The sequence below is a fragment of the Paractinoplanes ovalisporus genome, assembly GCF_016834655.1.
Classification (GTDB): Bacteria; Actinomycetota; Actinomycetes; order Mycobacteriales; family Micromonosporaceae; genus Actinoplanes; species Actinoplanes ovalisporus.
The window spans coordinates 1073852-1091662 of record NZ_JAENHP010000001.1 but is presented as its reverse complement, the minus strand read 5'-3'; the positions used below and the strand labels follow the sequence as shown (position 1 = coordinate 1091662).

17 protein-coding genes are annotated in these 17811 nt (G+C 70.8%); 10 read left to right on the top strand and 7 right to left on the bottom strand.

Annotated elements, in window-relative coordinates; genetic code table 11:
* Positions 1–71: 71 nt before the first annotated feature.
* Positions 72–614 (top strand): dihydrofolate reductase family protein, encoded by a 543-nt coding sequence (locus tag JIG36_RS04960; RefSeq protein WP_203374757.1) that lies wholly within the window; start codon positions 72–74, stop codon positions 612–614.
* Here JIG36_RS04960 and JIG36_RS04955 read toward each other — a convergent pair.
* Positions 611–1513 carry a LysR family transcriptional regulator gene (locus tag JIG36_RS04955; RefSeq protein ID WP_203374756.1) on the bottom strand — a complete coding sequence of 301 codons (903 nt, stop codon included), beginning with the start codon at positions 1511–1513 and terminating at the stop codon, positions 611–613. The genes JIG36_RS04960 and JIG36_RS04955 overlap by 4 nt on opposite strands.
* Before the next feature lie 123 nt (positions 1514–1636).
* Between JIG36_RS04955 and JIG36_RS04950 the strand changes: the two genes are divergently transcribed.
* Together JIG36_RS04950 and JIG36_RS04945 are read left to right on the top strand one after the other, a co-directional pair.
* The gene (locus JIG36_RS04950; RefSeq protein ID WP_203374755.1) at positions 1637–2266 is read left to right on the top strand and encodes an NADPH-dependent F420 reductase; all 630 of its coding nucleotides are present in this window, start codon (positions 1637–1639) and stop codon (positions 2264–2266) included.
* Between the two features lies 1 nt (position 2267).
* A complete protein-coding gene (locus JIG36_RS04945; protein WP_203374754.1) occupies positions 2268–2636 on the top strand; it encodes an NAD-dependent epimerase/dehydratase family protein in 369 nt (122 codons plus the stop codon).
* Between the two features lie 20 nt (positions 2637–2656).
* Here the strand turns inward: JIG36_RS04945 and JIG36_RS04940 are convergent, their stop codons facing one another.
* Both JIG36_RS04940 and JIG36_RS04935 read right to left on the bottom strand, forming a co-directional pair.
* Entirely contained in the window at positions 2657–3592 is a 936-nt protein-coding gene (locus JIG36_RS04940) for a COG1361 family protein (RefSeq protein WP_203374753.1), read from the bottom strand.
* A gap of 58 nt (positions 3593–3650) precedes the next feature.
* Positions 3651–5951, bottom strand: coding sequence for a glycoside hydrolase family 9 protein (locus JIG36_RS04935; RefSeq protein WP_203374752.1), 2301 nt, complete (start codon positions 5949–5951; stop codon positions 3651–3653).
* Between the two features lie 219 nt (positions 5952–6170).
* Here JIG36_RS04935 and JIG36_RS04930 point away from each other — a divergent pair, with 219 nt between their 5' ends.
* Entirely contained in the window at positions 6171–7316 is a 1146-nt protein-coding gene (locus JIG36_RS04930) for an RCC1 domain-containing protein (RefSeq protein WP_438870695.1), read from the top strand.
* Positions 7317–7319: 3 nt separating this feature from the next.
* On the opposite strand, the gene JIG36_RS04925 is transcribed toward JIG36_RS04930, so the two are convergent.
* On the bottom strand, positions 7320–8432 hold the full coding sequence (locus JIG36_RS04925) for an erythromycin esterase family protein (protein ID WP_203374751.1): 1113 nt from the start codon (positions 8430–8432) through the stop codon (positions 7320–7322).
* Positions 8433–8490: 58 nt separating this feature from the next.
* Between JIG36_RS04925 and JIG36_RS04920 the strand changes: the two genes are divergently transcribed.
* The 3 genes from JIG36_RS04920 (at position 8491) to JIG36_RS04910 (ending at position 11653) form a co-directional block, all read left to right on the top strand.
* Complete coding sequence (locus JIG36_RS04920) at positions 8491–9195, top strand: TioE family transcriptional regulator (RefSeq protein WP_203374750.1); 705 nt, start codon at positions 8491–8493, stop codon at positions 9193–9195.
* A 62-nt stretch (positions 9196–9257) separates the two neighbouring features.
* Positions 9258–10226, top strand: coding sequence for an acetylxylan esterase (locus tag JIG36_RS04915; RefSeq protein WP_236045526.1), 969 nt, complete (start codon positions 9258–9260; stop codon positions 10224–10226).
* The gene (locus tag JIG36_RS04910; protein WP_203374748.1) at positions 10226–11653 is read left to right on the top strand and encodes a glycoside hydrolase family 43 protein; all 1428 of its coding nucleotides are present in this window, start codon (positions 10226–10228) and stop codon (positions 11651–11653) included. The genes JIG36_RS04915 and JIG36_RS04910 overlap by 1 nt, the downstream gene beginning before the upstream one ends.
* Here JIG36_RS04910 and JIG36_RS04905 read toward each other — a convergent pair.
* Positions 11631–12614, bottom strand: a complete 984-nt coding sequence (locus tag JIG36_RS04905) for a methyltransferase (RefSeq protein WP_236045525.1) — start codon at positions 12612–12614, stop codon at positions 11631–11633. The two genes, JIG36_RS04910 and JIG36_RS04905, sit on opposite strands and share 23 nt — an antisense overlap.
* Positions 12615–12626: 12 nt before the next feature.
* Complete coding sequence (locus JIG36_RS04900; protein WP_203374746.1) at positions 12627–13193, bottom strand: TetR/AcrR family transcriptional regulator; 567 nt, start codon at positions 13191–13193, stop codon at positions 12627–12629.
* 72 nt (positions 13194–13265) lie between these two features.
* Here JIG36_RS04900 and JIG36_RS04895 point away from each other — a divergent pair, with 72 nt between their 5' ends.
* Positions 13266–13832, top strand: a complete 567-nt coding sequence (locus JIG36_RS04895; protein ID WP_203374745.1) for a dihydrofolate reductase family protein — start codon at positions 13266–13268, stop codon at positions 13830–13832.
* Positions 13833–13967: 135 nt separating this feature from the next.
* Positions 13968–16541 carry a hypothetical protein gene (locus tag JIG36_RS04890; protein WP_203374744.1) on the top strand — a complete coding sequence of 858 codons (2574 nt, stop codon included), beginning with the start codon at positions 13968–13970 and terminating at the stop codon, positions 16539–16541.
* A gap of 5 nt (positions 16542–16546) precedes the next feature.
* Here JIG36_RS04890 and JIG36_RS04885 read toward each other — a convergent pair whose 3' ends face one another.
* Positions 16547–17068 (bottom strand): tetratricopeptide repeat protein, encoded by a 522-nt coding sequence (locus JIG36_RS04885; protein ID WP_203374743.1) that lies wholly within the window; start codon positions 17066–17068, stop codon positions 16547–16549.
* 129 nt (positions 17069–17197) lie between these two features.
* Here JIG36_RS04885 and JIG36_RS04880 point away from each other — a divergent pair, with 129 nt between their 5' ends.
* The gene (locus JIG36_RS04880) at positions 17198–17809 is read left to right on the top strand and encodes a DUF7019 family protein (protein ID WP_203374742.1); all 612 of its coding nucleotides are present in this window, start codon (positions 17198–17200) and stop codon (positions 17807–17809) included.
* Positions 17810–17811 lie beyond the last annotated feature (2 nt).

The following is a 17811-nucleotide window of genomic DNA, read 5'->3' as shown; positions in this document are numbered from 1 at the left end:
TCCTTCCTTCGCCACCGATGAGTCCCGTGCGGGCCGGCGGTATGTGGTGGCGAGGAGAAAGGAGCCCCCTCATGGGCGACATCATCGTGATCCAGTTCGCCACGCTCGACGGCGTGGTGTCCGACCCCGAGAACTGGGCCTTCCGCTACGGCGCGGGACCGGTCACCGACGACAAGTTTCAGCTCGGCGCGCGGATGGAACAGGGCGTGCAGCTGTACGGACGGCGCACCTGGGAGCGGTTCGCGCAGCTGTGGCCGGGCCGGGACAGTGACTACGCCAAGCTGATGAACACGGTGCCCAAGCGGGTCGCCACCCGTACGGGAATCGACGCGGCCGCCTGGTCGAACTCGGCACCGATCGAGGGTGACCCGCTCGCCTGGGCCGCCGCCGAGCGCGCCCGCCGCGACGTTGTGGTCATCGGCAGCCTGAGCCTGGTGCACACGCTCGCCGCGGCCGACCTGGTCGACGAGTACCGCCTGATCACCTTCCCGACGGTGGTCGGCGCGGGCGACCGGCTGTTCGAGGCCGGCCCGCCCGCCGAGTTCCGCTTCACCGTGGCCGAGCCGGTCGACGCCGCCGTCCGGACGGTGTTCCGCCGCGAGCGGACTTCCTAGCCCGCTTGGCGACGGCCTCGCCGCCACATCTCGTAGTTTCCGCATTCGGCGGTGATGTCGGCCGTCGCCTGGGCCGCGGTGATGAAGTCGTCGATGACCGGCGAGGTGCGCGATTCCGGCACCGCCAGGCATACCTCGTCGGGCGCCAGATCGGGGACGGGCACAAAGGCGACTTCGGGATGGGTGTGGAACACCGTCGTCGAGCGGGCCACGAACGAGATGCCGCGGCCGGCCGCCACGTGTTCGAGCGTCTCGTCGACCCCGCGCACCCGATATCCGGAATCCGGGTGGGGGCGCCGGGTGGGGTGGTTGCTCGGGCCGGCGTGCCAGACCAGCGGTTCGCCGGCCAGGTCGGCCTCGGTGACCTGTTCCTTGCCGGCCAGACGGTGACCGGACGGCAGCACCGCCACCCGCGGCTCGGTGTAGAGCGGGATGACGCGCAGGCCGGTCTCGTCGATGGGCAGGCGCACGTAGCCGACGTCGATGCGGCCGTCGAGCAGCATCGGGGCCTGGTCGTCCCACTCGATGCGCTGCACGTCGACCAGAACCTCGGGGTGCCGCTCGGCGAACCGCCGCACCGCCCCGGTGACCGCGATGCCGGCTCGGAAGCCGACCATCAGCCGCCGGCTGCCCCGCGCGGCCACGGTGACCCGGCGACGGACCGCCTGCGCGGAGGCCAGCAGCGGGCCCGCGTCGGTCAGCAGCTGCCGGCCGGCGTCGGTCAGGGCCACGCCGTGGCTGTCCCGGGTCAGCAGCGGGGTGCCGAGGTCGTGTTCCAGCGCGCGGATCTGCCGGCTCAGCACCGGCTGCGCGATGTGCAGTTCGTCGGCGGCGCGGCCGAAATGCAGACGGTCGGCGACGGCGACGAAGTAGCGCAGCTTGCGCAGGTCCAGATCCATGAAGCCTCCCGATCCGGCGATGCCCTAACGGTATCGCGACCGCCGAAAGAGGTCTTGGACGCGCATCCGGGGCCGGTGGCACCGTGGCTTCCGGCAATCCGGTTCCAGAAAGCAGGCACACCCATGAGCAGCATCAGCATCATCGGCGTCGGCACCATGGCCCGCGCCATCGGCGCCCGCGCGGTCGAGGGCGGCAACACCGTCGAGGTCATCGGCCGGGACGAGGCCAAGACCAGGGACCTGGCCGCCTCGCTCGGCGGCGGCACCACGGCCGGGACGTTCGGCGCCACCCCGGCCGGCGACATCGTCATCCTGGCGGTGCTGAACGCCGGCGCCGTGCCGGTCGTCGCCCGGTACGGCAACGCGCTGGCCGGCAAGGTCATCGTCGACATCACCAACCCGGTCAAGGCCGACGCGACCGGGTTGGTCACCCCGGACGGCATGTCCACCGCGCAGGAGATCGCCGAGGCCGCCCCGGCGAGCGCCCACGTCGTGAAGGCGTTCAACACCGTCTTCGGCCACATCCTGGCCGCGGGCCACCCGCTGGACGTGTTGTTCGCCGGCGACGACGCCCGGGCCAAGGCGAGCGTGTCGGCGTTCATCGAGAGCCTCGGCCTGCGTCCCCGGGATGCCGGCGGCCTCGGCATGGCGCACTGGCTGGAAGGAACAGCGCTACTGATGATCAACCTGGCCCGCCACGGGGTGGGGAACGCCGACTTCGCGCTGACCGTCAGCGCCCCCGGAGAGAAGTAGCATGCGCGTCTTCGTCGCCGGCGGGACCGGCCATTCCGGTTCGTACATCATTCCTGAGCTGATCGCCGCCGGGCACGAGGTGACCGGCCTGGCCCGGTCGAACACCGCGGCGGCGGCGCTGTCCGCGCTCGGCGCCAAGGTGCGGCGGCGCGAGATCGCCGAGGCCATCGGCCGCCGCCTGGGCCTGCCCGCCGTGAGCGTTCCCGCGGACGAACTGGTGCTGCCGGGATACTCCGGCTTCCTCGCGAACGTCGTGACGCAGAACTACGCGGCGTCCAATCTCGTCACCCGCCGGGCCCTCGGCTGGGAACCCGCTCAGCCCGGCCTGCTCGCCGACCTGGACAACGGCCACTACTTCCCCGCCGATTGACGGCAGGGAAGTAAACCGACCTACGCCCTCGCGGCCTCGACGGTGTAGGGGTGGCTGTCGAGGGCGATCGGGTATCCGAAGTAGGTGTAGCCGATGTGGTGGAGGGTTCCGGTCTCGCCGGCTGCGGACTCGTCAGTGAAGGTCAGGCGCAGCGTCTCGGCGTAGGTGTCGCCGGGCTGGAGGCTGGGGTAGCTGTTGGAGTACCACCAGTAGTAGCTGTTGCTCGGGCCGCTCACCGGGACCCACTCGTCGCCGTCGAGGCGTTCCACGACGAGCTGGTCGTTGCCGGCGCGGTAGAGGGCGATGCCCGGCCGCAGGATCGAGTAGGCCAGGGGAGTGGTGTTGGTCAGCGACACCTTGACGACCGCCGGCTCCCCGACGGCGAAGCTCGCGGGGGAGCTGAGGTCGGCCCGCGGCTCGACCAGGTCGACCCGGTCGGGCTCCTCGTCGGTCGCGAACACGGAGCCATTGCTTGTCAGCGCCTCAGTGTGCACATCGACGGTCACGGTGTCGACGTGTGGGGCGGTGCTGGTCGGGCGGGTGGCGATCCGCAGCTGGAAGGTGGCCGTCTCGTCGGCGGCGACGCTGCCGAGCTCCGGTGTCGTGGCGACCAGCGAGCCGCCGACGGTTTCGTAGGCCAGGTCCCGGTATTGCCACCCGAACTGGTAGGTCAGCTGCACCGTCGCGTCGAGCGGGCGCACGTCGCTGCCGGGTGCGGGTGTGAGGGTCAGGCGCAGCCGTACGCCAGACCGGTCGTCGCCGCCGGTGTTGACCACCTCTACCGGCAGGTCGATCGGGTTGAGCCCGGCACCGACGACGGCCGGCGGCGCGACCTCGACATGGGGGCCGGCGGCGGCCAGAGCGGGCGCGGCGGCCAGGGCGGGTGTGGCGGGCAAAGCGGCGGCCCCGGTCAGGACCAGGGCCGCCGTGGTGGCACGCAGACAGGTGAGGCGCATTCTCTTCTCCCCGTGATGGATGAGCCTTCCCGGGAAGAGTATCGGTAAATGTCGATTTTTAGGTGGCCGTGCAGGTGGCGCCGTTGAGGGTGAAGGACGTGGGCCGGGGGTTGGTGCCGGTGTGGGTGGCGTTGAAGCCGAACGTGACCGTCGCGCCCGCGGCGAGGGTGCCGTTCCAGGACGTGTTGGTGGCGGTGACCTGCGTGCCGGACTGGGTCACGTTCGCCGACCACGCCTGGGTGATGCGCTGCCCGGCGGCGTACGGGAAAACGAGGGTCCACGCGGTGACCGGGGTCGGACCGTTGGTGATGGTGACCGAACCGGTGAAGCCGCTGCCCCAGTCGTTGGTGGAGTAGGCGACCCGGCACCCGGCGGGCTGAGTCGGCGTCGGCGTCGGCGTCGGCGTGGGAGTGGGAGTGGGAGTCGGGGTCGGCGTCAGGGTCGGGGTCGGCGTGGGGGTTGGTCCCGTGGTGCTGGGCTCGGCGCCCCAGACGAGCGTGCTGCCGTCGTAAAGGGTCACGCCCTGGTTCGGGCCGGCCGCCGCCTGATAGGACGGGTCGTTGGTGGGATCCCACGTGCCGCCCTCGACGACCCCGATCTTGAGCTGGACCTCCATCCGGTGCGCCGACTGCCCGGCCGGGGCGATCGTGTAGCCGGCGCAGTCGACCTCGACGTACCAGACATTGCCCGAGAACTGCTTGGCCGCGGTGGGCCCTGGGCACCCCTGGGTGTACGGCGACGAGACGGTCAGCGCGGCGTCGCTGTCGCGGGTGAAGTAGTAGCGGAACTTGCCCGCGGTCAGCGCCCGCGCCGGGAACGCCGACTTGTTGTAGACCACGGCCTTGATGCCGGTCGAGCGGGTCTCGTTCTGCATCACCGTCGTCTCGACCGACAGCTCGGGGATGTCCGGCTTCTCGGCCACCGGGAACGAGGCCAGGGGCGCGCCGCCGTACTCGCCGTAGAGCCGGGCCAGCGCGGACGTGAACCCGGCGTTGTAGTCGGTCGCGACCTCGTTCATCACGTAGTCGCCGCGGCTGTCGGTGTACGCGTCGTCCGGCGCCGACGGGCCGCCGACCAAGGCGCCGTAGAGGACGTGGCGGGTCTGCTCGGGCACCTGCTGGCTGTCCCACCACGATCCGTGCGCCGTACGGTGGTGCGGGTTCTTCGGCGCGTTGGCCCCGAAGCCGATGACATAGCTGGAGTTGCGCGGGTTGGCGCCCAGGGCGTAGCCGATCTGCCGTACGGCGAAATCGTGGTAACGCTGTTTGCGCGCCGTGTCGGTGAGGCCGTCGCTGTAGACCAGCGCGACGAAGGCGGTGTTGGCCGCGTAGCGCAGCGCTCCCCACGTGTCGACGACCACCATGCCGCCGGGGGAAGTGCGCACCTTCTCGCCGTTGACGCCCACGGTGAACCAGTCGAGCCAGCGGTTCGCGTCGTCGGCGTACTTCTGCTTGCCGGTCAGCCGGGACAGCAGCACGTAGTTGCCGTACTGCTTGTTGTCCCAGCTGATCGTCCACTTGTACATCTTGGTGCTGGTCTGATTCTCGTTGCCCTGCGCGTCGTAGCCGGCCTCGGCCTTGGCCAGATAGGCCGCGTCACCGGTGGCACGGTGCAGCCAGATCGCGCCCCACACCAGCTCGTCGGCGTAACCGCTCCACGACCGGTAGAACGACGTCGCGTCGGTGATGCACTCGTGGTAGCTCTTCCGCACGGTGTCGGCGAACGCGTACAGCTGCTTCGCGTGGGTCAGAAGCGTTTCCGCGTACGAGGGATCGGTCGCCCGGAACACCATCGAGCTCGCGGCCATGGCAGCGGCGGTCTCGGCCGCGAGTTCGGTGCCGCCGCAACTGGCGTCGATCTTGTAGGCCGGTCGCGCCATCGGCATGACCTCGGCCGGGCCCCACCACTTGTGGTCGTCGTCGCCCTTGCCGACCTGACCGTAGAGCACGTTGGCCGAGGGGTGGGCCTTGATGAAGTAGTCGTTGGGCACGCGCAGGTTGTTCAGCAGGTGGGTGAGCTGACCCGAGCTCGCGTACGCGGCCCGGTTCTCGACCGCGCCCCACGCCAGCATCGTGGTCGTGAACGCCATCGGCAGCCCGAACTTGACGTGGTCGCCCGCGTCGAACCAGCCGCCGGTCAGGTCGAGCCCCACATCGGAGCCGTCGCGCATCGCCGAGTCGCCGCGCCACGAGACCCGGTTCCAGGCGGGCTTCTTGCCGGAGACCTGAGCCTCGTAGAAGAACAGCGACTTCTGCAGGGCCTCGCCGTAGCTGTAGGTGGGGGCCGCGGACGCGCCGGCGGGGACGGCGAGCCAGACGAGACCGAGAACCAGGGTAGCCAGCAGAGCGCGGATCTTCATGAGCGACTCCTCGGGGATTGAGGGTCATCGTGACATGGGAGCGCTCCCACCGCAATGAACCGTTCACGGCGTTGTAATGGGAGCGCTCCCATGTGACGATGCTCATCAATGTAAGGCTGCTCCCCACGCTCGTGACCATTCCGTACCGCTCTTCCGGCAGCACCCGCCGCACCCCGATCGGCGCCCCCACGGCGTCGCCGCGTGAGAAAGAGGAAACCCGTGACACGAAAGACGGTCATCGCCGCCACGATGACACTGATCGCCATCCTGGTGGCCGCCCTAAGCGGCGCCGTCCCCGCCGCGGCCGCCCCGCCCGCGGCGGCCAAGGTGGCCACCGGCTATTCGCACACCTGCGCCGTCCGCGCCGAGGGCTCCCTCTGGTGCTGGGGCGGCAACTACAGCGGCCAGCTCGGCGACGGCACCGTCACGAGCCGGACCGCGCCCGCTCGCGTCGGCACCGCCACCTGGACCAGCGTGGACGGCGGCACGAGCTTCAACTGCGGGATCCGTACGGAGGGAACGCTCTGGTGCTGGGGCAGCAACTCGCGAGGGCAGCTCGGCGACGGGACGACCGCCCGGAAAACGGCCCCGGTCCAGGTCGGCACCTCCGGCGGATGGGCCAGTGTGAGCGCGGGCGACAGTCACACCTGCGCCGTCCGTACGGAGGGAACGCTGTGGTGCTGGGGCTTCAACCGGTTCGGGCAGCTCGGTGACGGCGCGGCCGTCTACACCGCCACCACGCCGTTGCAGGTCGGCACCGCCACCAGCTGGGCCAGTGTGACCGCCGGCTACGCGCACACCTGCGCCTCGCGCACCGACGGCACGCTGTGGTGCTGGGGCGACAGCTCGATGGGCCAGCTCGGCCTGGGCATCCTGAGCTACCGCACCACGCCCGACCAGGTCGGCACCGCGACGAACTGGACCGGCGTGACGGCCGGCTATCTGAACACCTGTGGCGTGCGGGCCGACGGATCGCTGTGGTGCTGGGGCGAGAACGGCTACGGGCAGCTGGGCGTCAGCGGCACATACCAGTCGGCGCCGGTGGCGGTGGGTGCGGGCGCGACCTGGAGCAGCGTGACCGCGGGCTTCGACACGGTCTGCGCGACCCGGACCGACGGTTCGCTGTGGTGCTGGGGCAACAACGCGTCCGGCCAGGTCGGCGACGGCACGACGACGCACCGGTTCGCACCCACGCGGGTCGGCACCGCGACGACCTGGACCGGCAACGCCTCGGCCGGGCATCACAATTGCGGATTCCGTACGGACGCAACGCTGTGGTGCTGGGGCAACAACGACAGCGCGCAGGTCGGCGACGGCACCACCACCGCCCGACCGGCACCGGTGCAGGTCGCCCTGCCCAGCTGATCCTCAGGCGTCCCGGACGAACACGATCGCGTCGATGTCGGGGAGCTGGGCCGGATCCAGGGCGGCATAACCGAACCACGGTGACTCCCGGGCCACCGGCTTCGCGTCGCCGAGGATGCGGCCCAGCCCCGCCGCGTCGACCAGCAGCGGGCTCCGCGGCTGGGCGTACAGGAAACCCTCGATGGTGTCCTCGGGCGGGGCCCCGACGCCGTGCTCGCGGAACGTGCCGATCGCCATGGAGAGAAAGGCGTAGTCCGCACCCAGGAACGCGCCGGGACTCCACCAGTGCAGCGGCTCGCCGCCCATGCGCATGCTGCCCCGGGTGCGCTGCAGGTGGACGTTGTGGCCGAATGCCAGCACCGGGCCACGGGCGGCGAGCGCGCGCAGGTTGGCGACCATCATGGACGCCCGCACGTTCAGCAGCCATGTGAGGCGGGCGGGGGAGGTGTCGGCCATCCAGTAGTGGTAGCGCAGCAGGCCGGTGGCCGTCCGGGCGTACAGGCGGGCCCGTTCCACGTCGCCCAGGCCGGGCGCCGCAGATTCGAGCAGGGCCGCGAGGTCGTCGGCGATCAGGCGCAGCCGCCGGGCCTCGGGGGAGCGGCCCATGGACTGCGCCGGCTCGTACATGGCCGACGGGTTCGCCCACTGCTCGTCGGCGCCGAGCAGATCGTCGAGCTCGGAGGCCGTACAGGGAAGCAGATCTGTCTCTTCGAGGAGGGCGTGCAGCGCGAACAGGGCCGGGCGGGGGCTCGGCGCGGCGGCGATCTCCAGGGGGCCGTCGAAGCCGGCGAAGCGCACCCGGTCCGCTTCGGGCCGGCCCTCGTTGAACGCGCGCATCCAGCGGATCAGCTCGCGGTTCGCGGCCGACGCGCCCCAGTCGTGGCTGATGCCGTGCTCGGCGACCTCCTCCAGGGTGCCGGGGCCGCCGGCGACGTAGTCGTCCACGATCAGACCGGCCAGGCAGTCGCTCTCGATGGTGATCGTGCGGTAGCCCGCCCGCTCGACCAGGTGCTGGAAGAGCTCGTTGCGGACCTCCAGCAGCACTTCGGTGCCGTGGGTGGGCTCGCCGAGGCCGAGGACGCGGGGTTGGAACGGCAGCAGGCTCAAGACATCCATGGGTTAAACGCTATCGTTGAATCGTCGGTTGAAGCTTTTCGTCCGAGACAGGCGGTCAGTGGCTCAAAACCTTCAAAGGCCGGTCGACCTGGCCCGGGCCTGCGGGCTGTCCACGCAGGCGATCCGCAACTACGAGGCCGACGGGATCCTGCCGCCGGCCGAGCGCAGCCTGTCCGGCTACCGCGCCTATACGCCGGTGCATCTGCTGGCGTTGCGGGCGTTCCTCGCTCTCGTGCCGGGCCACGGCCACCGCGCGGCCTCGCTGATCCTGCAGGCCGTCAACCGGGACGAGGTCGAGGTGGCGCTGCGGCTCGTCGACGAGAGCCACGTCCAGCTCCTCGACGACCGCCGTACGCTCCTGGCCGTCGAAGCCGCACTCCGCGACCTGGCCCCCACTCCGCCCGAACGCGGTGACACGTTCGTCGGCCCGCTGGCCCACAAGCTCGGCCTCCGCCCGGCCACGCTGCGCAAGTGGGAGCGCGCCGGACTGGTCCATCCGCGTCGCGACCGACAGACCGGCTACCGCGTCTACAGCGCGGCCGACGTGCGCGACACCCAGCTCGTGCACCAGCTCCGCCGCGGCGGCTACCGGCTCGACCAGATCGCCCCGCTGATCGCCCAGGTCCGTTCGGCCGGCGGCATCGCACCCCTGGAGTCGACGCTGCGCGACTGGCACGCCCGGCTCACCGCCCGCAGCCGAGCCATGCTCACCGGAGCCGCGGCCCTCGATGCGTACCTCGAGGAGCGACACCCCACCGGCTGACCGGCCGTGTCAGGATCATGCGGGGGATCACTTCGTGCCGGCCACGGGAAGGAACGATCGACTTGCTCACCGACCTCTCTGAGGACCAGCTGGCCACCTACCGCAGCACCCAGACGGCGCCCGACGGATTTGACGAGTTCTGGGCCGAGACCCTGGCCGAGGCGGCCAAACACGACATCGACGTGCGCCTGAGCGAGGTGGAGACGGGCCTCGAGACCATTTCCACGTACGACGTCAGGTTCCGCGGCTTCTCGGGCCAGGAGGTCGCGGCCTGGCTGCGGGTGCCCGCGCACGCCACCGGGCCGCTTCCCGCCGTCGTGCAGTACGTGGGATACGGCGGCGGCCGCGGCCACGCCCTCGAGAACCTGCTCTGGGCCTCGGCCGGGTTCGCGCACCTGCAGATGGACACCCGCGGTCAGGGCTCGGGCTGGAGTCTCGGCGTGACCGCCGACGAGGCGCCGGCCCAGCCGCAGGTGCCGGGCGTGATGACCCGCGGCATCCTCGACCCGGCCACCTACTACTACCGGCGCATGTTCACCGACGCCGTCCGCGCCGTCGACGCCGCCCGCAGCCTCGACACGGTCGACTCCAGCCGCGTCGCGGTCGTGGGTGGCAGTCAGGGCGGCGGCAACGCGCTCGCGGTGGCCGGGCTGCGCTCCGACCTGGCCGCGGTGGTGGCCTTCGTGCCGTTCCTGAGCGACTTCCCGCGGGCGCTGCGGGTCACCGAGTCGTACCCGTACAAGGAAATCATCGACTACCTGGTGGTCCACCGACCCGACGTCGAGGCGGTGCACCGCACCCTGCAGTTCTTCGACGGCGTCAACTTCGCCGCCCGCGCGACCGCGCCCGCCCTGTTCTCGGCCGCGCTGCGCGACACGGTCTGCCCGCCGTCGACGGTCTTCGGCTCCTTCCACGAGTACGGCGGTGAGAAGGAGATCGAGGTCTGGCCGTACAACGGGCACGAGGGCGGCGGCATCTTCGACGAGGAGCGGGCCCTTCGCTTCCTGCGCGGCCGGCTCGGCGACGCCTGATGGGCCGGCCGATCATCGCCGGCTTCCATCCCGACCCGAGTGTCTGCCGGGTGGGGGAGGACTACTACCTCGCCTGCTCCAGCTTCGAATACTTCCCCGGCGTGCCCCTCTTCCACAGCCGCGATCTGCTGACCTGGCAGCAGATCGGCAACGTCCTCGACCGCCCGTCCCAGCTGCCGCTGCCGCCGGAAACCGGGGCTTCGGGCGGCATCTACGCCCCGACCCTGCGCCACCACGACGGGCGCTTCTGGATGATCACCACCAACACCTCGGGCGGCGGCAACTTCCTCGTCACGGCCGAGAAGCCCGAGGGCCCGTGGAGCGACCCGGTCTGGATCGACCTGCCCGGCATCGACCCCGACCTGGCCTGGGGCGAGGACGGCAGCTGCTGGTGCACGGTCTCGGGCACGCACACCGCCCGCATCGACCCGGAGACCGGCCAGGTCCTCGACGGCCCGTTCCCGGCCTGGACGGGCACCGGCCTGCAATATCCCGAGGCGCCGCACCTCTACCGGATCGGTGGCTGGTGGTACCTGATGATCGCCGAGGGCGGCACCGAACGCGGGCACACCGTCGCCATGGCCCGGGCCCGCACACCCCTCGGCCCGTACGAGGCAGCGCCGCACAACCCCCTCGTCACGCACCGCAGCACCAACCGCCCGATCCAGAGCACCGGGCACGCCGACCTCGTCGAAGCGCCCGACGGCACGTGGTGGATGGTGCTGCTGGCCACCCGTCCGCGCGGCAATACCCCGGCCTTCCACGTGCTCGGCCGCGAGACGTTCCTGGCCCCGGTCACCTGGATCGACGGCTGGCCCCACGTGGGTGAGGTGGGCACACCGCAAGCGCCCGCGCCGGCCGACGTGCGAGACGACTTCGACGGCGAATCCCTGGCCCCGCAATGGATTTCGCCACGATCGCGGCCCGACGGGTCGTGGTCGCTCACCGAACGGCCGGGCCGGCTGACCCTGCACGCCACCGGTTCGACGCTCGACGAGCCCGGCAGCACGTTCCTCGGCCGGCGGCAGCAACACCACGCCGCCCGGGTCAGCACGCGGCTCGATCCGGGGGCGGCCCGGGCCGGCATTTCCGTACGGCTGGACGAGGCCCACCACTACGACCTGGAGATCGACGACGGGCGGGCCCGGGTGGTCGCCCGCATCGGGCCGCTGCGCTCGGTCGTGGCCGAACAACCGGTGGCGCCCGGCCCGGTCGAGCTCACGGTCGAATTCCGTACGCCGGAAGGCTTTCCCGGCCCCGACCTCATCGCGTTCCGGGTGGGCGACGGGCCCGACCTGGCCGCCCTCGACGGCCGCTACCTGTCCACCGAGGTCGCCACCGGCTTCACCGGCCGGGTGGTCGGCCTCTACGTCACCCGTGGCACGGCCGTCTTCGACTCCTACGTCAGTTCGGCACGGCCTGGATGACGCCCGACGGCGGGGGCAGCTCGGTGAGACCGGTGAACGTCCAGCCGGTCTCACCCAGCCAGCCGGCCACCTCGTCGACCTGGTAGAGGTCGCCGCCGCTGATGATCAGGAACTCGCCGGCGCCGAACCGGGCCGACGGGTGCGGGGCCAGCTCGGTGCGCCACCAGTCGACCAGCAGCAGTGTGGTCCCGGGCGCCGCGACCGACCGCAGCCGCCGGAACAGCTCGGCGATCCGCTCGGGCGGGAGCAGGTGCACGAGGTTGGCCACCAGGATCAGGTCGTGCCCGCCCGGCAACGGCGACTCGAACACGTCGGCGCCGATCGCGGTCAGCCGCGGGATCCGCTGCTCGGCGACTGCCCCCGCGACCTCGGGCAGGTCGATCAGGGTCGCGGTCAGATTCCCGTACGCCGTGAGGATCGGCTTGACGAAAGTGCCGTAGCCGCCGCCCACGTCGAGCAGCCGGTGGTGCCGCCCGAAGTTGTATGCGCGCGCCAGGTCGGCCGCCGTCTCGGCCGTGACCAGGGCGACCGTCGACTCGTAAGCCTCGGTCTGGGCCTTGTCGAGCACCGGGCGTACGCCCTGCCGGGTGCGGAACGCCTCGACCGCGTGCTCCCAGGCCGGATAGCTGACCGTCTCCCAGTAGCGGGCCATCGTGCGCAGATCGGCCGGCCCGCGCCCGCTCAGGAAGGCCTCGGCGTCGGGCGCGTTGCGGAAGGCGCCGCCCTCGCGCACCAGAAGCCCCGCGTCGGCCAGCAGATCGGCCAGGGCCCGGGCGCTGCGCTGCGGGATGCCGCAGCGGTTGGCCAGCTCCTGTGACGTGGCGGCTTGCGGCCCGGCCGCCTCGAACAGCCCGAACTCGACGGCCGCGAACACCGTCTTGGAAATCATGAACCCGCAGTACAGATCGATGATTCGCGCCGGCCCCGGCGGTCCGTCCGGCGTCTCGAATACTCGCGCCATGTCCACAGTGTTCTATCCAGGCTGTGCTCCGGCAGCCCCGTTCAACCGGTTCGCGAACGCCTCGATCACCTCGTTCGGGTCCACGTCGGCGCCGATCGAGGTGCTGAGCAGGTCGAACAGCAGCCCGTCGAGCGCGTAGTGCAGCAGAGCGATCTCGAACGCGCCGCCCGGCAGTCCCGTCGATGCGTGAAATGCGACATCCTCGGCGTACGACCGGTGCAGTGTCCCGGCCAGCAACCGCCCCAGCTCGGGCCGTCGCGCCCCTTCGAGTCGCAGCTCGAACAGCGCCCGCATCAGATCGGGTTCACGGGTGGTGCGCCGCACGATGTCCCGCAGAAAGTCGGCCTGCTCTCTGAGAGGTTCGAGCTCGTCCGCGGACGGCGCCATGCGCGCGAAGATCCGCTCGGCCAGCCCGCTGAGAAGCGCGTCACGCGAGCGGAAGTAGTTGGAGGTCGTGCCGACCGGCACCCCCGCCTCCTGATCGACGGCGCGGTGCGTGAGGCCGCGGGCGCCCGCCCGGGCGAGGACCCGGAGCCCCGCATCGGCAAGCAGATCACGGCGCTGAGGATTGCTGACCACGCGACCAGGCTAGCACCAACCACAGCAGGTGTTGTACTTTAACCACGACAGCCATAGTGATTGGGGCCCCGCATGCGAAAGCTCGTGTACTACATCGCGTCGACGATCGACGGTTTCATCGCCGCCCCCGACGGCGCTTTCGACTTCTTCCCGTTCGAGCCGGACCTGCAGGAATACATCCGTACGAACTGTCCCGAGACGCTGCCGACCCACTCGCGGGCCCCGCTGGGCATCCCCGACGACGAGCCGAACCGCAGGTTCGACACGCTCGTGATGGGCCGGGGCACGCTCGAGCCGGCTCTGAAGGCCGGGATCACCAGCCCGTACGCCCACATGAAGCAGTACGTGTTCAGCCGTTCCCTCCCGCCCGGCGGCGAGCCCGAGGTCGTCAACACCGACCCCGTCGAGTTCGTCCGCGCCCTGAAACAGCAGGACGGTCTCGACATCTGGCTCAGCGGCGGCGGCGATTTGGCCGGCCAGCTGCTGAACGAGATCGACGAGCTGATCGTCAAGCTGAGCCCGGTGATCGCCGGCGAGGGCATCCCGCTGCTTCGCCGCGACTTCGACCCGACCCGCTTCGCGCTGGTCTCGGCGACCCCACTCAAGAGCGGCGTCGTCGTCCTGACCTACCGCCCGTGAACAGGCTTTGTGTCCGGGGTCCGACACGCACAGCCACCCGTCGGGGCGATTCCCGCTCGACGTGAACCGGCCGACAATGACCTCCGGACGGCGATCGGACACGTCATGATCAGGGTCGGCGGGACAGTCCTCGGCATGGTGGCCTTCATTGTGCCGATCGGCTTCGTGACGGCGTGTGCCCCGGGCTCGCCGGAACCGTCCTCTGTCTCGGCGCCGGCCGCTTCCACGCCGTCGGACTGCGCCGAAGCGGGCCGCGCCCTCGACGACGGGCTGTTGAACCGGGCCGAGGAGAGGTACCTGGCGGTGCTGTCGCCGCCGAGTCGCCCGTCCGCGACCGCCGCGGCTCCGACCACCACCGGACGGGCGGCGTCGCCAGTTCCCACCACGCCTTCGAACACGCCGTCGGCCAGTATCCCGCCCGCACCCACCGAGACCGCCCGGGAATGCGCCCTCGCCGGAGTCGTGGCCGTCCGGAGCAAGCGAGCCGACGCCGCGGGCATGGTGGCCGCCGGTGAACACGCCCTCCGGACGGGTCAGTACGCGACCGCCCAGGAGTGGTTCGAGCAGGCCCAGAAGACCGACCTCGACAACAAGGACGCAGCCGCCGGCCTCGTGGCCGTCCGGGAAGAGACCGCCGGCACCGGTCATCCGACGACCCTGGTCGGCTACGGCGACGTTCTGCTCCGGCTCGCTCTACCGTTTCTCGGTGCACTGGTGACCATGCTCTTGTTCGTACGGCTGCTGCTCGGACTCATCAGGCTGACACCCAAGCCGCGGCAGAGTTCGAATACCGACCCGAGTGCGGCACGACCGCCTCCTCGTAGGAAGGTCGTTTCGCCTCTGGTCGCCGGGCTGGCGGTGGTCGCGGGGATCGCGGGGGCGGCCGGGGCGGCATGGGTGATCGCCGGATATGCCGATGTCGGGGGCTGGCTGGTGCTGGCGGGAAGTGCCGTTGCGGGCTGTTTCGCCGCCTCGGTCATAGCGGTCCGGCTCAGTCGGCGGCTCCGCGTGCGGTTCGAGGTGCGCGGCGCCGACAACGCGGTCGACGGCCAGGCCACCGCGTTCCTGGTCGGGCGGCTGGCCGCGCTGGGCGGGCAGCGCCCGCAGGGGTTGCTGATACCGCGCGGAACCGACGTGGTCGCCCTGCCGGACGAGGCGCTGGCGGCCATGCCGCAGAGCGCTGTCCTCAAGGCGTTGCTGAATCTCGGGTGGACGCTCTTCCACCTGTCACCGTGGCGCGTCACGGTGACGATGGGCGCCGGCGACCGGGCCAGCATCGAGATCTCCCGCAACCGGCGTCCGGTCGTGACCGACGTGCTCTGGACCCGCGAGATCGTGCCCCCGGACGACGACGTGGCGGACGTCTCCTACGTGCTGCTCACCGGGGCCGCCGCCCTCGTGCTGGTCACGCTGAGCGAGGCGCACACCGAGCTGGGCAAGGGGTTGTGCGGCACGAAGAACTGGCGCAGCCTCACCAAGCAGGTTCTCGCGACCGAACCGCCGTATCTGACCAACAGCCACGTACGCACGCACCTGTTGGCCGAGGCCATCGACGTGGACCCGGGAAACCGGCTGGCCTGGTACGCCTACCTGCTGTCTCTCGTCGGCAGCGAACCGGCTCTGGTGGACGAATGGTCCGGCGTCGCCCGTCGCCTCGACGCGCTCTACCGCGTGCTGCCCGGTTCGGTCACCAAGACCTCGCCGACGGTGCCGGCCGACGGATATACGGCGCTCCGGATCCGGATCATGTATTCCAGCGCGGTGGGATGGCTGCGCCACGGAGAGGACGAGGACAAGGACCACCCGGCGGACGAACGCGCTGAGGCCTTCGTCCAAGCCAAAGAGTCCGCCACAACCATGCTGAGTGCGGTCACGGCGGCCGGCGGTGAGGACCGTGTCGGGGAGTTCGCCAAGGAGATGAAACCGATGGCCGAGACCCTCGTCGCCTCAGTCGTGGCCGCGGAGAAGAAGTTCGCCGAGGAGAGGAAACCGATGGCTGAGACGCTCGTTGCCTCAGTCTCGGCCCCGGAGAAGAACTCCGCCGAGGCGGGGCCGGTGAGCGATCCGGGCGGTGGTGGTCAGGAGGAAGAGGCGCCCGACGACCCCCTGGACGGCCTGTTCAGCAAGTCGTTGCGCACTCTCTATGTGGAGGCCTGCCACCAGGCCCGCATCTCGAAGCGCCAAGAGGCGTTCGCTGCGCTGGGCCTGGCCGTCGGCCTACCGATCAACCGGCTGGGCGCCCGGAACGACCCCGCGTTCCGTGAGCTGCGGAACCATGGCGACTTTCGGCGGATCATGACCGGTCAACCCGACATCGGCGGGCTGAAACCGATCAGGAGCTACCGGAGCGCTCTCCACGCCCGGGCCGTGTTCGTCCCGGGTGACCTACTCGCCAGGTCAGCCAGTGACGACGAGGGTCTGGCGGCTGAGCTCGGTGTGCGGGCGGACGCGATCGTGGCGTGGCGCGAGCTCTGCCGTCTGGTGGTCAGCTGCCCGGAACCGGCCCACGCGGTCGCCTGGACGAATTTGCTGCACGACGCCGGCATCGTTTCGCCCGCTGACCTGCGCAGGTCGTTCGAAACGGCGGCCCGCCGTCGCGAGGCCGGACCGATCATCGCGGCCCTGGCCGCAGCCGCGCAGGTGGCTGTTCCCGGCGCGGAGCACCTCGAGAAATGGGCCGAGTCGGCCGGTGGAGCGCAAACGGAATAGGGCGGTCAGGCTCGGCGGCGCCACCAGGCGGGGCGGGGTGGGGCCAGCTGGTTGAGGCGGGTCCGGACGGCGACGGCCAAGTCGCTGTTGCGGCCGAACGTGCGCTCGGTGTCGGCCAGCAGATCGCGGTATCCGGTGCGGGCCTCTCGGGTCTGGCCCCGCTCGGCCTGGACGTCGAGCAGGTTGCCGCGGGCGTTCAGGCTCAGCGGGTGGGCCGGGCCGAACGCGGCGACGCGGAACTGGACGACCTGGCGCAGCAGCTGTTCGGCCTCGGCCAGGCGGCCCCGCTCCCACACCACCAGGGCCAGGTTGAGCAGGCACGACACGGTGAACGCGTGGGACGGGCCGACGCTCTGGCTGAACTCGGAGTGGGCCGTGACGAACTGGCTCTCGGCCTCGGCCGTGCGGCCGCTGTCCTGCAGGGCGAAGGCCAGGTCGTGCCGGCACGCGGCGACCTCGATCACGGCCGCGCCCCGGCGTTCCAGCTGCTGGAGCCGGGCCTGGAGCTGGTGCACGTCAGCGCTCATCTTCCGCCCTCCACAATCGACCTTAAGGCAATGTGCACTCGTTGTGCCGACGTCGTCACAGGATGAGATGCAGCGGGCCGCGAGGGAGACACGGGATGAGACACTGGGGGCCGCCGTCGAGGGGGATGAATGTCGTTCCGTTACTTCGTCTACATCAGCGACGCCAAAGTGGAGATGTTGCTGCAGCAGATCGATCCGCAGGCCCTGCGCAAGCGCAACACCGAGTTCGGGGTCGAGCTCAAGGTCCTGACGGCCAAGCGCGGCGGCGAGGCGATCGCGGGGGCGGAACGTACGGCCCGGCTCGAGCGGGTTGTCCGCTATCTGACCGACTTCGGCGACCTCGGCACCGTGGAGCAACCGGGCCAGTTCTTCTGGGGGATGCTGCCGCTGCGCTGGGGGCCGACCGTGGGGGCCGACGGCTTCCCGATGGTCTATTTCGGCGCCCGCACCGGCAAGACCGTGCTGGGTCTCGGCGGCTCCCGCGCGCACGTCTTCGGCACGCCGCCCGGCGCCGACCAGCAGGTGCTGCCGATCGCCCGGTCGATGCTGCCCTCGCTGCTCGAGGGAATCACCCGGGTCGAGGGAGCCCAGGCGCCCGAGTCGGTCACCGCGGCCACCGACGCGTTGCGCGGCCCGGCCCAGAACATGGAGTTCATCGCCAAGCGCCTGATGGACGAGCCCGGCCCCGAGGGCGAACGGGTGCTGCTCGGTTCTCCGCTCTATGTGGCACTGGTTGACTGACA

Coding starts and splice junctions, on each gene's coding strand:
- JIG36_RS04960 (WP_203374757.1), top strand. CDS start 72: ATGGGCGACATCATCGTGATCCAGTTCGCCACGCTCGACGGCGTGGTG.
- JIG36_RS04945 (WP_203374754.1), top strand. CDS start 2,268: ATGCGCGTCTTCGTCGCCGGCGGGACCGGCCATTCCGGTTCGTACATC.
- JIG36_RS04880 (WP_203374742.1), top strand. CDS start 17,198: ATGTCGTTCCGTTACTTCGTCTACATCAGCGACGCCAAAGTGGAGATG.
- JIG36_RS04890 (WP_203374744.1), top strand. CDS start 13,968: ATGGTGGCCTTCATTGTGCCGATCGGCTTCGTGACGGCGTGTGCCCCG.
- JIG36_RS04935 (WP_203374752.1), bottom strand. CDS start 5,951: ATGAAGATCCGCGCTCTGCTGGCTACCCTGGTTCTCGGTCTCGTCTGG.
- JIG36_RS04940 (WP_203374753.1), bottom strand. CDS start 3,592: ATGCGCCTCACCTGTCTGCGTGCCACCACGGCGGCCCTGGTCCTGACC.
- JIG36_RS04955 (WP_203374756.1), bottom strand. CDS start 1,513: ATGGATCTGGACCTGCGCAAGCTGCGCTACTTCGTCGCCGTCGCCGAC.
- JIG36_RS04885 (WP_203374743.1), bottom strand. CDS start 17,068: ATGAGCGCTGACGTGCACCAGCTCCAGGCCCGGCTCCAGCAGCTGGAA.
- JIG36_RS04925 (WP_203374751.1), bottom strand. CDS start 8,432: ATGGATGTCTTGAGCCTGCTGCCGTTCCAACCCCGCGTCCTCGGCCTC.
- JIG36_RS04905 (WP_236045525.1), bottom strand. CDS start 12,614: ATGGCGCGAGTATTCGAGACGCCGGACGGACCGCCGGGGCCGGCGCGA.
- JIG36_RS04895 (WP_203374745.1), top strand. CDS start 13,266: ATGCGAAAGCTCGTGTACTACATCGCGTCGACGATCGACGGTTTCATC.
- JIG36_RS04910 (WP_203374748.1), top strand. CDS start 10,226: ATGGGCCGGCCGATCATCGCCGGCTTCCATCCCGACCCGAGTGTCTGC.
- JIG36_RS04950 (WP_203374755.1), top strand. CDS start 1,637: ATGAGCAGCATCAGCATCATCGGCGTCGGCACCATGGCCCGCGCCATC.